At 60.9% G+C, this 14,157-nt stretch carries 10 protein-coding genes; 3 read left to right on the forward strand and 7 right to left on the reverse strand.

Features of this window, described 5'->3' with window-relative positions; genetic code table 11:
• Nucleotides 1-210: 210 nt before the first annotated feature.
• A complete protein-coding gene (locus JQ629_RS38005) occupies nt 211-1,680 on the reverse strand; it encodes a hypothetical protein (RefSeq protein WP_212416277.1) in 1,470 nt (489 codons plus the stop codon).
• 270 nt (nt 1,681-1,950) lie between these two features.
• Here JQ629_RS38005 and JQ629_RS33750 point away from each other — a divergent pair, with 270 nt between their 5' ends.
• Nucleotides 1,951-2,268: a cyclase gene (locus JQ629_RS33750; protein WP_212416278.1), complete on the forward strand. Its 318-nt coding sequence runs from the start codon at nt 1,951-1,953 to the stop codon at nt 2,266-2,268.
• 159 nt (nt 2,269-2,427) lie between these two features.
• A complete protein-coding gene (locus JQ629_RS33755; protein ID WP_212416279.1) occupies nt 2,428-2,937 on the forward strand; it encodes a hypothetical protein in 510 nt (169 codons plus the stop codon).
• Between the two features lies 1 nt (nt 2,938).
• On the opposite strand, the gene JQ629_RS33760 is transcribed toward JQ629_RS33755, so the two are convergent.
• The 6 genes from JQ629_RS33760 to JQ629_RS33785 form a co-directional block, all read right to left on the reverse strand.
• Nucleotides 2,939-3,931, reverse strand: a complete 993-nt coding sequence (locus JQ629_RS33760; RefSeq protein WP_212416280.1) for an LLM class flavin-dependent oxidoreductase — start codon at nt 3,929-3,931, stop codon at nt 2,939-2,941.
• A 382-nt stretch (nt 3,932-4,313) separates the two neighbouring features.
• Nucleotides 4,314-4,553, reverse strand: a complete 240-nt coding sequence (locus tag JQ629_RS33765) for a PilZ domain-containing protein (protein WP_212389881.1) — start codon at nt 4,551-4,553, stop codon at nt 4,314-4,316.
• Nucleotides 4,554-5,056: 503 nt separating this feature from the next.
• Nucleotides 5,057-6,508, reverse strand: coding sequence for a glycogen synthase GlgA (glgA, locus tag JQ629_RS33770; RefSeq protein WP_212416281.1), 1,452 nt, complete (start codon nt 6,506-6,508; stop codon nt 5,057-5,059).
• Nucleotides 6,505-7,764 carry a glucose-1-phosphate adenylyltransferase gene (glgC, locus tag JQ629_RS33775; protein WP_212416287.1) on the reverse strand — a complete coding sequence of 420 codons (1,260 nt, stop codon included), beginning with the start codon at nt 7,762-7,764 and terminating at the stop codon, nt 6,505-6,507. Before glgC ends, glgA begins: the two co-directional genes overlap by 4 nt.
• Before the next feature lie 254 nt (nt 7,765-8,018).
• Nucleotides 8,019-9,089: an ABC transporter substrate-binding protein gene (locus JQ629_RS33780; RefSeq protein WP_212416282.1), complete on the reverse strand. Its 1,071-nt coding sequence runs from the start codon at nt 9,087-9,089 to the stop codon at nt 8,019-8,021.
• Between the two features lie 449 nt (nt 9,090-9,538).
• Nucleotides 9,539-10,447 (reverse strand): NAD(P)-dependent oxidoreductase, encoded by a 909-nt coding sequence (locus JQ629_RS33785; RefSeq protein WP_283815977.1) that lies wholly within the window; start codon nt 10,445-10,447, stop codon nt 9,539-9,541.
• Nucleotides 10,448-10,601: 154 nt separating this feature from the next.
• Here JQ629_RS33785 and JQ629_RS33790 point away from each other — a divergent pair, with 154 nt between their 5' ends.
• On the forward strand, nt 10,602-14,021 hold the full coding sequence (locus JQ629_RS33790) for an AAA family ATPase (RefSeq protein WP_349631362.1): 3,420 nt from the start codon (nt 10,602-10,604) through the stop codon (nt 14,019-14,021).
• The last annotated feature ends 136 nt before the right edge of the window (nt 14,022-14,157 follow it).

Here is a 14,157-nt window from a genome sequence, read left to right on the forward strand (position 1 = left end):
GTCTGATCCCCACTTGCATGAGGCGGATAGATGGCAAATGGAGTGCCATCCTGTTCGGTAGGCGTTACACACGAAAGGATTACATGCCTTTTACATGCCTTGGCGCCCCTCGATGGCGACGCAGGATGGCGAAGCTGCGAGCGCGCCTGGTCGATCAGCGGGCCGCGAGCGGCTTCGGCCTCACCATCGGAGCGGCAGCGAACTCTCGCCCTATCCTATCAAATGAAGTTCAGACAGAAGATGCGCGGCGACATCACCACCCAGCGCAAGATTGCCGTGGCCGCCGTACCCGCCGATTCCCGCGATCTGGACCGCGCTCTGGTCGAACATCACATTGTTGATCTGGTCCGCTTCGGCCGTCGAATTGGGGCCAGCGATCGCAATGTTGATCGGCGCATAAATCGCGATGTTGACATCGATCATGCTGCCCGTGAAATGGCCGCTGCCACCGTTGCCGGCAGTGTTGTCCCCGGTTGCGATGGCGTTGGAGCCACCTCCGAAGCCGGAGAAGACGTTTCCGCCCGCTGCGGCATTGCCGTTGCCCCCATTTCCTCCGAGGCCGGCCATCTGAAAGGAGAATTGATCCAGCTGCACGTTGTTTGCCTGGAAGGCATGCGCGCTGGAATTATACCCGGCCACCGCAATGTTGACCGGGTTATAGATCGCAAAGGATGCGTGGACGAGGCCTCCATAAAAGTAACCGTCGCCGCCATTGCCCGCATGGTTGTCGCCAGTATGTATGAGCGAGTCAGTCCCGCCGTAGCCCGATCCGGAAGTGTGTCCGAGCATCGACACGTTGCCGCCGCCTGCCGCATTTCCGTTACCACCATTGCCACCGACACCGGCGATCTGGACGGCGGATTGATCGATCTCAACCGTATTGGACTGAGTAGCCTCGGCCGTGCCTCCAGCGCCGGCGATGGCAATATTTACCGGATGGTAAATAACGACAGGAGCGTTCACCAGGCTCCCGAAGAAGTAGCCGTCGCCACCATTGCCGGCGCCATTGCCGCCAGTCGCGATCAGGTCGGCGCCAGAAGAAGAACTGCCGACGTTTCCCCCCGATGCGGCGTTGCCATTGCCGCCGTTTCCCCCGACGCCGGCGATCTGAACGGCTGATTGATCGATACTCACATTGTTGGTTTGTTCAGCGTGGGCGCTGGAGCCATATCCAATCGCGATCGCGATGTTGATCGGCTGATAAATGAGGAAGGAGGCGTGGATGGTGCCTCCATAAAAATATCCATCTCCGCCGTTGCCGGCCTGATTGGCCCCGGTCTGGATCGTGGTGGAATCAAGCCAGCCATGGCCTGGGCCGGAACCAGAATTGAGGGCTGATACCTCTGCGCCAGTCGTCGCGCTGCCGCCTCCATCATTGCGGCCCGTCTGGCCGGCGTGTTGATCGGCGTGCACCGCATTGGACTGGGCGTCGGCCTTGCTTTGAATACCCCCGTGTCCGGCGTCAAGCCAATTAAAACTCGCGACAGGCGGGTGCATCGTCGCGCCGACTAAGGAGCCATAGCCGCCGTCGCCAGCGCCATCGTAACGGGTGCCGATCGCGGAATTCATTGACGGATCCAGCCATGCCACGTCTCGAACGCCTTGGCCATCGTACCCGTCATGGTGAGGGGGCTGTTGATGGTGCAGCCGGATTCCATCGGACATCTGCCAAAAATTCATGGTCGCCTCCCTCGTCGCAATCGCACTGCACAACTCGACGGGACTCTCCCGACCCAAGGAAGGAATGTCGCCCTGCGCCAGTCAAAAGCCGAGTCGTCAATTCGGATTGCAGCGCTTCGGGTGATAGACGTCATAACGGCTATACCCTTTCGGACGGAGGGTCTGCTCCAATCGCGGCGCGCGTCATTGCTGATCGAAGCGCCATATCAGCCCGCAATTGCGGTGCAGCAGGCCGTCCATTAGACGTCAGGTGCAAAAAAGCTTACGGTCTTGATCGGCGATTGGCGCAGCCCTTCGCTGGAAAACAACATGCGGGAGGGACCGATGGCTTCGATGATTATCCATCACAGAGTCCGCGACTACGCAGCATGGCGACCGGGCTATGACGCCCACGAATCGAGCCGGACCGCGGCTGGAGTCACCGATTGCCGCGTCTACCGCAACACGGAAGACGCCAACGACCTTGTCATCGTAGGCAACGTATCGGACCTGGCCAAGGCGCGCGCCTGGACGGCAAGTGATGATTTGAAGGCTGCGATGCAAAAGGCCGGTGTGGAGGGTGCGCCGACAATTCATTTGATCGGCTGACCCTTGATAGGCTGATACTCTCGGTAAGGCGACATCGGCGGGCGGTTAACCCTGTCGGAAAACATCCTGCACGTGGGTGAGGTTCCTGCGCGGGCCGCCGCCAAGTAGCCTCATTAGATCGGAGAATTGCACCGGCACTATCATGGCCGGAGAAGCATCATGTTGAGAATGGTGTTGTTGGGCCTCCTCATCCCATTGGGCATAGGAGCGCTTGCGGCGATGGAACTCAGAACTCCACCGCGTACTGCAATAGCGGTCGTTCAGCCCCCCGCCGAAACAACCGTCGGCATTTCCGATTCACAGGGTGCGTTGGCGAAGGCTGATAAGCTTGAAGTTAACTATGCGAAAGCCGAGGCGCCAGCGCAGCCTGCTCTGGTCAACGAACGCGTTACTCCCTCGCCGCCTTCAGAAGCCAAACCCACCATTGTATGGCCTTCGGAGACCCCGAGGATTAACCGCCCTCGGCACGATCCCAAAGCAAAGAAGGTCACTACCGCTGCCCTTCCCAAGCCGAAGCCAAAGACCACCGATATCAGGCGAACTACCGATATCAGGCGAACTGCCAATTCCGAGCGCTCAAAAGCCGCCGTCAGCGAGCCCCTGCACTGTCGGCTAAGCGCGTTTGGTGGCTTGCGCAAGGCCTTGAATACAGCCGGCTGCGAAATCTAGTTCAGGGGGCCGCGATTCCCGCGGCGCCGGCGATCAGTTCGAAGGAGCGCAGTCGCTTGGCGTGATCGTAGACATCGGACACGATCATGAGTTCGTCGGCGCCGGTTTCCGTAACGAGCGCATCGATGCCGGCGCGAACCGTATCGGGCGAACCGATGATGGAACGCGCGAGCATGCCCATCGCCTGCCTCTTTTCCGCCGGCGCCCAATAGCTCTCGATGTCGTCGATCGGAGGCTGGCTGAGGCCGCGCGCGCCGCGGAAGATGTTGGTAAAGGACATCTGCTGCGTCGTCGCCAGCCGGCGCGCTTCGGCATCGCTGCCGGCAGCGATGATGTTGACGCCGACCATCGCGTAGGGACGATCGAGCTGCTCGGACGGCTTGAAGCGGCTGCGGTAGATCTGCAGCGCCGGCATGAGAAGCTCGGGTGCAAAGTGCGAGGCGAAGGCATAGGGAAGCCCGAGTTCGCCCGCCAGCATCGCGCCAAAATTGCTCGATCCCAGAATCCATAGCGGCACTTCCGTTCCAGCCGCCGGCACCGCCTGGATGCGCTGGTTGGGACCGGCCGGCGCCAGGAAGGCCTGCACCTCCAGAACGTCCTGCGGAAAATTTTCGGCGGCTTCAGGCGTGCGGCGCAAGGCGCGCAGCGTGAGCTGGTCGGTGCCGGGGGCGCGGCCGAGCCCAAGGTCGATGCGGCCGGGAAACAGCCGCGCCAGCGTGCCGAACTGCTCGGCGATGACGTAGGGCGCATGGTTCGGGAGCATGATGCCGCCCGCGCCGACCCGGATGGTCTTTGTTCCCGCGGCGATATGACCGATCACGACCGACGTCGCGGCGCTCGCGATGCCGGCCATGTTGTGATGCTCCGCCACCCAGATGCGGCGATATCCCCAGGCCTGGGCATGAACCGCGACATCGCGGGCGTTATAGAGCGCGCCGCGCGCATCGGTCTCTTCAGTGACGCGGACGAGATCGAGGATAGACAGTGCAGTCATGAAAACTCCCGAACGAAACCACTTGAAATGACGCCGCCCGAGCTACAAGGCCGCATGCTTGCTAGTCCGAAACGGCAGGCTTCATCCGATTCTTCTCCCCCCATATGGATATTGTCACCGCGGGGGTCAATCTGCTGAAATCGAATGGCGACCAACCGACAGCGCCGGGCGCGTCGCTGCGCCGACCGCTATCGGCCGCGCGAAGCGGTCATTTGGCAAACCGGCGATGTTCGCTAAGTGCGAACCTTTCCGTAAGACGGCGGTGACAACGCTTTGCGTGCTCAGGCAATTTCTGCATTCGTAGACATCGTGCATCACGCCTGTCGTATATGGGCCACAGGAATGCGGAGCCCGGGCTTCCAGCTATCACGGCCGGATTGCACTAATCGAATGCAACGCCAATCCGGTATTCTTTGCGCCAAACAACGCGGCACCGCAGCTTCAATCTGTCTTCAGGAATTATTAATGTGAATTCTCTGGGCACTCGAACCAGATCAGATATCTCGATCGCTGCCCCAGTTGCCGAGATGTCGCGAATTACGCAGCCGATCTTATCGCCGCCGTGTTCTATCTTCGCGGGCTTCGTAACACGATAGCGGGGCGCAATACGAGTTTCGACCATAACCGGTCTCCCCGGTTGAAAGAACACAAGTCGGAAAATGACGTTAGTTTAGAAACTGATCTTTGAATTCGGATATTCCTGGCTCGTCGGGATCTCGCGCGCCGCATCGCACAGTTCTCTAATCATGTTGACCGCTTCGGCAGATGCGGTGCCGGGGGCAGTCGTGTTTTGCGCTTCAGTACTTTCTGCGGAAACCTTCAACAGGCCCGAAATTCTCATTAATGGAAGCATTGATCGCGTGCCGCGACGAGATCAGCGAGAGCCGCCCCAGAAGGCGAACTAGACGAAAATCCGCCCACTACTGCATTCCATCCAAGGATTATAAACATAACCTTGAAGTATTGCGGGTTCCTTAAGCGATGCCCGTGAAAGAACTCGCCGGCGGCGGCGGCATCGTTCGTCGCGAACGCTCATCCACAGGTTAGCAGTGCCGCTTGGCATCAAAACGGGCGTCATCTGGACGACCGCTTCTGGCGCAAAGCGGCCGCTCAGCAAATGCGGTGCTATTGATTCCGGCGGGCCGCGACGACATCGCGATACAGGGCAGCGTAGCGGCTCGCCCGACTGCGCCATGATACATCCGTCGACAAGCCATTGTACTGCAACCTTCGCCAGGCTTGCTGGTCGTGCCACAGGATATTGGCTCGTTGCAGGGCGCCAGCGAGGGCGTCGGCCGTGACGGGCCCAAACTTCAAGCCGGTTGCTGCGCCACCTGCCTCACCTACGTCAATGACGGTATCCGAAAGGCCGCCGACCTGCGATACGATCGGGACAGCGCCATATCGCAAGGCGCAAAGCTGGGTCAGGCCGCATGGTTCGAAGCGCGACGGCACGACGAGGGCGTCGGCGCCGGCTTGAATGAGATGGGCGACAGCTTCGTCGTAGCCGATCAGAACCGCTATCCGGCCCGGGTGCGCTTTTGCGGCGGCCTGATAAGCATGCTGGAGATCCGCCTCTCCGCTCCCGAGCAAGACGAGTTGCATCCCCTCCCCGAGGATGGTCGGCAGATTCTCGAGGAGGATATCCAGTCCCTTTTGCCAGGACAGCCGGCTCACCACGCCGAGCAGCAGTGCGTTTGGGGATGGATCAAGACCAAACCGGCGCTGCAGGGCCAGTTTATTTGCCGCACGGGGATCCAGCTCGGTCGCGCTGAAACGCGCGGCGATGTCGCGGTCGGTTTCCGGGTTCCAGACCGATATATCGATGCCATTGAGGATGCCGCTCAGGACCTGTGACCGTTCGCGCAGCAACCCACCCAGCCCCATACCTCCCTCACTTGTCTGAATCTCGCGCGCATAGGTCGGCGAAACCGTCGTGATGCGATCGGAGAATTGCAGGCCCGCTTTCAGGAAGCTGATCATGCCGTAATATTCGACGCCGTGAATCGAGAAAGACTCGCGCGGCAAGCCGAACACATCGAGCATGTGATGCGGAAACTTGCCCTGGTAGGCCAGATTGTGGACCGTCATCACGGTGGCGGGCCGGCGCTGATGGGCAAGGTGCAAATAGGCAGGCGCGAGGCCAGCCTGCCAGTCATGGGCATGCACCACATCAGGCACGAACGACGGAATGGCGCCCTGGCCGATTTCGGACGCCATCTTCGAAAGCGCGGCAAAGCGCACGCCGTTATCAGGCCAGTCCTTGCCATCAGGGGTGACGTAGGGGTTGCCGGGCCGCGCAAAGAGATGCGGCGCGTCGAGCACGAGCAAGTTGAGGTTGCCATGCACGCGACCGAGCAGGCGGGCCGGTCCGCCAAAAAACTCCGGCACATGAAGGAACTCCTCCGCGACCGCAAGCGCCTTGATGACATCGGGGTATCCCGGCACCAGGGTCCGTGTTTCGATGCCATATGCCTGTAGCGCAGTCGGGAGCGCGCCGACGACGTCGGCAAGACCACCTGTCTTGACGATCGGATAGATTTCAGAGGCGACCGCAAGGACGCGAAGCTCGCTCATGCATCAAGCCTGTCGATCATCGGCTGCGTGATCAGCGTGATACCCTGCGCCGTGGTTCGAAACCGTTTCGCATCGAACTCGGGATCTTCGCCGACCACGAGACCTTCCGGGATTTGAACGCCGCGATCGATCACGACATTCTTCAACCGCGCATGCCGTCCCACATTCACGTAAGGCATGACGACGGCATTTTCCATTTTTGCATAGGAATTGACATGCACGCCGGTGAACAGCAGGGAGCGGCGCAATGCGGCGCCGGATATGATGCATCCTCCGGAGACCAGCGAAGTCACCGCCTGTCCGCGCCGGTCCTCCTCATCGTGAACGAACTTGGCGGGCGGCGTGATCTCGGCATGGGTCCAGATCGGCCATGCACGGTCGTAAATATCGAGCTCGGGTAAAACGTCGGTGAGGTCGATGTTGGCGGCCCAGTAGGCATCGACAGTTCCGACGTCCCGCCAATAGCTCCGTGGATCGCCGTCGGACCTGACGCAGGAGGTCGAGAATTGGTGCGCCACCGCCCGGCCGTTCTTGACGAGGTAGGGAATCAGGTCCTTGCCGAAATCGTGGCTCGAATTCGCGTCGTTCGCGTCGCGCCGCAACTCGTCGAACAGGAATTTCGAATCGAATACATAGATCCCCATGCTGGCCAATGATTTGTCGGGCTTGCCAGGCATCGGCGGCGGATCGGCCGGCTTCTCAAGAAAGGATTTCACGATGCCGTTGTCGTCCACATGCATGATCCCGAAGCCGCTGGATTCCGCACGCGGCATTTCCAGGCAGCCGATGGTGACGTCCGCGCGTTGCTCGATATGCTGCTTCAGCATACGCTCGTAGTCCATCTTGTAGATGTGATCTCCGGCGAGCAGCACGATGAATTTGGCATCGTGCGACTCGATGATGTCGATGTTCTGATAAACCGCGTCCGCCGTTCCGAGGTACCAGTTGGTCTCCGAGACGCGCTGGCTCGCCGGCAGGATATCGAAGCTCTCGTTGCGCTCCGGTCGAAAGAAGTTCCAGCCCATTTGCAGGTGCCTGATCAGGCTGTGGGCCTTGTACTGGGTTGCAACCGCGATCCGGCGAATTCCGGAATTCACCGCGTTGGAGAGGGCAAAATCGATGATGCGAGATTTTCCGCCGAAATAGACCGCCGGCTTGGCGCGCCTGTCGGTCAGCTCCAGGAGCCGGCTTCCACGACCGCCCGCAAGAACGAAGGCGAGCGCATGGCGTGAAAGCGGTTCGTTGACGATGGCCATTTTTGTCCTCCCTGGGAACCACAACGCAGCCCCCGACACCTTCTCTTGTCCGGAAGGCAGGGTCGAGGGCCACGGGACCGATAGTAGCGGGACGATTGGTTGATCGGAAAGTGGTATGTAAAACGGCCGAGTTCTGACGTTTGTTCCGTCCACGGAAGGCGGTGCCGTTCCACCGGGCCGAATGGCTGCTGCGCGCAAAGCGGACATTCGACGATTGGGCGGCGTGGGCTAAGTGCCATGAACGGACATGCCGCCTATTCGATGACCTGGTCGGCGCGGGCAACCAGCGTCGAAGGCACGGCGAGATCGAGTGCTTTCGCCGTCTTCAGATTGATCTTTAGGGTCACCGCGGTCGGCTGCTCGATGGGAAGGTTGGCCGGCTTCTCGCCCTTGAGAATGCGATCGACATAACTCGCCGCAAGCCGCCACAGTTTAAAAAAGTCAGCAGAGTAGGACATCAGGCCGCCCTGCTGGACGGCGGTGCTGAATGGATAGATCGCCGGCAGTCGGTGCTCCGCAGCCCATGCAATAATCCGAGGTGTACTTGGTTCTATAGAGGCATCGGTGGTCACAACAAGACCGTCAAAACCGCCGTTTGCGATTGCGGCAAAGCTAACCTCGATGTCGTTGGGCTTCGCCGAGAACGCGGTCAAATCGAGGCCAAGCGCACGCGCCGCTGCCTGCAACCGTTCCATTTCCAGGACGATGCTCGGATTGTCGGCATTCCACAGCACCGCAACGCGATGCAGTTTCGGCAACGCCTCTTTCAGCAGTTCCAGCCACTTTTCGCTGTAGTCAGCCGCAAGCAGCGAGAGCCCGGTGACGTTGCCTCCCGGCCGTGACAGGCTAGCCACGAGACCCGTGCCGACTGGATCGCCGGATATGCAAACGATCGGCACCGTTGAGGTCGCGCGCCGCGCCGCAAGGCTGATGGACGTACCCACCGTCACAAGAACGTCGACCTTGAGCGCGAGAAGCTCGGCAATGAGTGCCGGAACCTTTTCGATGTCGCCGTGAGCGTATCGGTCTTCGAACGCGAGATTGCGCCCGATTTCGTAGCCCTTGTCGACTAGTCCCTGACGCAGGCCGGCGCCGCTCACGTCCGTGCTACGTTCCCCGATCCAGACATAGCCAACCTTGGGCGTGCCCGACCGCTGCGCACGTGCCACTACCGGCCAAGCCGCCGCCGCGCCGCCGATGAGACCGATGAACTCGCGGCGCCTCATGCACACCCCCGTCTCGGAGGCAGCATCATAACTGCTCAAACGGACGCCTTGATAGAGGTTAAAACCGGGCTCACTACTGCAACATGAGATGCTGGCCAATGTCCGCTCCGGGTCAAAAAACGGACCAGAGGGAACGTCTGCTGCTGGAGCGCCCAGCGGGCATTCGTTGCAAGCCATCAAGAACGCATCATGAATCGCACGATGGCGAGAGGTTCGGCGCGCGGCGCGATAAAAAGAAAAAGGCCGGCGGGCATTACGCCGCCGACCTTGTCTTGCAACTGCCGGCTCGGGGGTCCGGTTCCGTTGCTTTGCATTCCGTCTTGCTGGATTGGTAACGCCGAGCATCGGCGAACACCATTGCATGCAGGTATGGTTCGGCCGTCCCGAGGTATCCTGCCGCTACGCGATTGGGATGGAGCTAGCTATCCCTTGGTTTAGGGCACATATCATGCGACCGGACCGACATCGTCATTTCCGGCCGGGGTCGCCTCGCCGCTGGTTCTGGAATAACCGCTCCGGGCGCCAGGCGGCCGTTCGGCGATGACCCGTTACGGGCCGCCTGCCTTCAACACTTCGAACACCGCGGCCGTATCCTGATCGCCCAATCCCATCGCCATGGCCTGTGTGTAAACCGGTTGCGTCGTTGCAAAGAGCGGCGTTTCACAGCCGACGTCGCTGGCGAACTCCGCGATAATGGCCATGTCCTTTTTCCAGGTCGAGATCCGCATCGTTGCCGGTTCATAGCTGCGGCTTGCCATCATCGGGGCCCGCATCTGAAACATCCGCGAACCGCCCGCGCCGGGAACGATCATCTCGATCACCTGATTCAAATCGAGGCCGGCCCGTTCCGCGAGCAGCATCGCTTCCGCCGAGGCGACGTTGTGAATGGCGACCAGGTGATTGGCGACGAACTTCATCCGGCTGCCATTGCCGTATTCGCCGAGATCGGCACTTTGCTTGGCAAAGTCGGCAAACAGACCGCCACAGCGCGCGATCGCGGCTTTATCGCCGCTCGCATAGACGACGAGGTCCCGGACCGCGGCCTGGGCGCCGGTGCCGCTGAGCGGACAGTCGAGCGCGATATGACCTGCAGACTCGAGAATTTGCTTGAAGCGCACCTTGTCGGCGATGGTGAAGGTACTGAGTTCGACCACGATGCGCTCACCCTGCGCACACGCGGCGATTTCCGTCGCGACGGCATGGGCAGCCCCGGCGTTGGGCAGGCTCGTCATGATCGTCGCGGCACGGGCGGCGACAGCGCTGGTGCCATCGACGATATCAACGCCGGCAAGCGCAAGCTCGCGCCTGCGCGCCGGCTCGGTGTCGAATCCGACGACGGCCCAGCCGCGCGTGGCGAGGTTGCGGGCGATGGCGCCCCCCATGATGCCCAGTCCAATGATACCCACTGTCCGATCTGTCACGTGACCTCCAGCCTGTTGACTCCTGCCAACAACCAACCCGCCCGACGATTCTCAGCCAACCGCGGGAAATCATATCATTGGCGGTGCTTCGCGGTCCGGCTCAAATCCGAATTCCTCCCGGAATGGCCGCTGTTGGCGCACAGCGGGCTTTCGCCAATTGAGCGATGCTCGAAATACTGACTTGTTGCCAGTGGTGCTGGACGCTACCTTCGTTTGCTCGATTTTTTCGACTACGCTATTTTTCCTGGAAGCTCAAATGATCTGCCCGGGTTGCCAGCACGAAAACAGCGCGGAAGCGAAGTTCTGCGAGGAATGCGCTTTCGCCCTGGCACCTGTTTGTACGAGTTGCGGCAACCAGTTGTCGCCCACGGCCAAGTTCTGCTCGCATTGCGGTCACCCTACGGGCCGGAGTGTGCCGACGTTTTTGTCTTCGCGCTCTTTGGCGCTGAGACCGCCGACCCCGCGCCACCTCGCCGAAAGAATCCTCACTGCCAGAGCCGAAGTCGAGGGCGAGCGAAAGCAGGTCAGCGTGCTGTTCGCTGACATCACGGGGTCATTGGAGCTGATATACGGCCGCGATCCCGAGAGTGCGCAGGCGATCCTCAATCCCGTGCTCGAGCAGATGATTGATGCCGTCCATTACTATGAGGGGACGGTCAACAGGCTTTTGGGTGACGGGATCATGGCGATCTTTGGCGCGCCATTGGCGCACGAGGATCATGCCGTGCGCGCTTGCTACGCCGCGCTGATGATACAGGAATCTGCCGCCGAACTGGCCGACCGTGCCGAACAGCCGCTCAAAATTCGCGTTGGGATCAACTCCGGGGAAATTGTCGTCTGTGCCATCAGTAAAGATCTCGATATGGAATACACCGTCGTTGGCGAGACCGCGCATCTGGCGGCTCGCATGGAGCAGATGGCGCGGCCCGGCTCGATCCTGACGACAACACAGACCATCCGCTTGGCGGAAGGATACATAACCGCGCGGTCTCTCGGCCCGATGCCGATCAAGGGACTTGCCGAGCCCGAGGAGGTCTATGAACTCGTTGGCGCAGGCCCCGCGCGCACCCGCTTGCAGGCGGCAACCATTCGGGGCTTAACCCAGTTCGTTGGCCGCGAGACCGAACTGGATCAGCTCCGCCGTGCACAGCAGCCAGTGGCCACCGGGGCGGGCCAATTGGTCGCCGTTATCGGCGAGGCCGGCGTTGGCAAATCGCGCCTTCTTCATGAGTTCACCCACTCGCATCGACTGCTTGGCTGGCTGGTGCTTGAGACCACGGCGATCTCGCTCGGACGGGGAACGAGCTACCTGCCCGTGGTCGCGCTTCTCAAGAGCTATTTTGCGATCCAGGACCGGGACGAGCAGCACGAAATACGCCGCAAGGTAGTCGAGAAAACAATCGCGCTCGACGAAGGGCTTGAACCGACGCTTCCGGCGCTATTGGCGCTGCTCGACATACCCCTCGATGACGCCGGCTGGCACGCGCTCGATCCGGCCCAGCGCCGGCGTCGCTATCTTGACGCCGTAAGAGGCCTGATACTGCAGGCAGCGCGCAGGCAGCCGGTTCTCCTGATCTTCGAAGACCTTCATTGGGTGGACAACGAGACGCAAGCATTGCTCGACGCCCTGGCGGGCGCTCTCGGCTCGGCCCGGCTGCTGCTGCTGGTCACGTATCGTCCCGGCTACCAGGACGTCTGGGGCTCCAGGCCAAACTACCGTCAGGTCAGGTTAAGCGTGCTGCCGACCCAGGACACCCATGACCTGCTGGAAGTGCTGCTTGGCCGGGATCCCGAACTTGACCCGCTCAAGCAGCTTCTCATGGGGCGCGGCGGCAATCCGTTTTTTCTCGAGGAAACTGTCCGTGCCCTGGTGGAAACACAGGCCTTGTCGGGAGAACGAGGTCATTATCGGCTGATGCGCCCGATTGGAAATATTCAGGTGCCACCCACGGTACAGGCCATCCTGGCGGCGCGCATCGATCGGCTTCTCCCCGGCGACAAAAATCTACTGCAGATCGCGTCCGTGGTGGGCCGGGAGATTCCGTTGGCGGTGCTTCGACCCATGGCCGATTTTACCGAAGAAGCACTCGATCATGCGCTCGAACATTTGCAGACGGCCGAGTTTCTCTTTGAGACCGGACTTTACCCAGACGTTGAATATACATTCACCCATGCGCTCACCCACGAAGTGACCTACAATGGGCTGCTGCGGGCACGACGGAGCTCGCTCCATGCGCGACTGGTCAATGCGATAGAGACCTTGTATCGGGATCGGCTCGGCGAACACATCGAGCGCCTGGCGCAGCATGCCGTTCGTGGTGAGCTGCTGGAGAAGGCTGTTCGATACCTCCGGCAGGCCGGACAGAAAGCGCTGTCGCGTTCGGCGCTCGAGAACGGACGGGTCTGGTTCGAACAGGCCCTCTCCATCCTCGAGAAAGTGCCCGAAACCAGGGAGAATATCGAACTTTCCATCGATATCCGGTTTGATCTGCGCAACTCGCTTCACCCGCTGGGCCACCTCGAGCGATGCCTGGATCACCTTCAGAAGGTGCAGGTGCAGGCCACGCAGCTCGGCGACAAGCGAAGACTCGGTCAGGCTTCATCGTTCCTGTGTCAGTATTATCGCCTGATGGGGGAGCTCGATCCCGCCACCGAAGCCGGCGAACGCGCCATGGCGATCGCGGAAGAGCTCGACGAACTGCCGCTGCGGATGGTGGTGAGCGGACATTTTGCGGCCCTTTGTGCCGCCAGGGGAAATCACCGTCGCGCAGCAGAGATACTGGACGCGGCCGTTGAGCGCCTTCGCGGCGACATTGCCACCGAGATGATGGGCACCACGGGGGTTCTTGGCGTATTCATGCGCGGATATCTTGCGTGCTCGCTCGCCGAACTCGGCGAGTTTGAGCGCGCTGCGTTTTTCGCCAAGGAGGCCGTCGAAATCGCCGAAAGCGCGAACCAGGTCTACAGCCTCGCCTTTTCCTATTACTGCAAGGGCACCGTTCTGGCGCTGCAGGGCAACGTGGCGCAAAGCATCGCGGTGCTCGAGCAGGCCCTCAATCTCGGCCGCTCGTGGACGCTTCCCCTGGTGCTACCGCTCATCGGCCTAGCGCTCGGGCACGCTTATTGCCTGGCGGATCGCGCGGACGAGGCGATCGCGCTGCTGGAAGAAACCGAACGCGACGGAAACACCATGCATCGCCTCGGTGGCCACGCCATGATTCTGGTTCGCCTGGGCGAAGCCTATCTACAGGGCGCCCGCACGGCCGACGCAGAGCGAACCGCCCGGCGAGCGCTCCTGATTGCGCGCAAACAGGGAGAGTACGGTTATGAAGCCTACGCGCTCCGGCTCCTTGCCGAGCTTGGACTGAGTGACCCCTCCCCTCTCGACGAGAGCGAAACCAATTTTCACGAAGCCCTCCGAAAGGCCGAGGCGTTCGAGCTGCGTCCCCTGGCGGCGCAATGTCACCTCGGGCTCGGAAAACGCTACAGATCGGCCGGCCAGAGCGGAAGCGCCGAGCAGCACCTCAATGCGGCCGCAGTCCTGTTCCAGCAACTTGGCATGCAATTCTGGCTGGAGCAGACGCAGTCGCAGCTTGCTTCATTGTCCTAGAGCGTTTTCCAGCGAAGTGGACACCGGTTCGCGTGAAGAAAACGCGTCAAAAAAAGAATCTAGTGTCCTGAACCAAAAGTTCGGGGCATTTTAGACCTTCGCAGGCGAGTTGTAAGCGCAGAAGCGTTCGATTGAG

Origin of the sequence: Bradyrhizobium sp. AUGA SZCCT0222 (assembly GCF_018130205.1) — a bacterium.
In the GTDB taxonomy this organism is placed as follows: Bacteria; Pseudomonadota; Alphaproteobacteria; order Rhizobiales; family Xanthobacteraceae; genus Bradyrhizobium.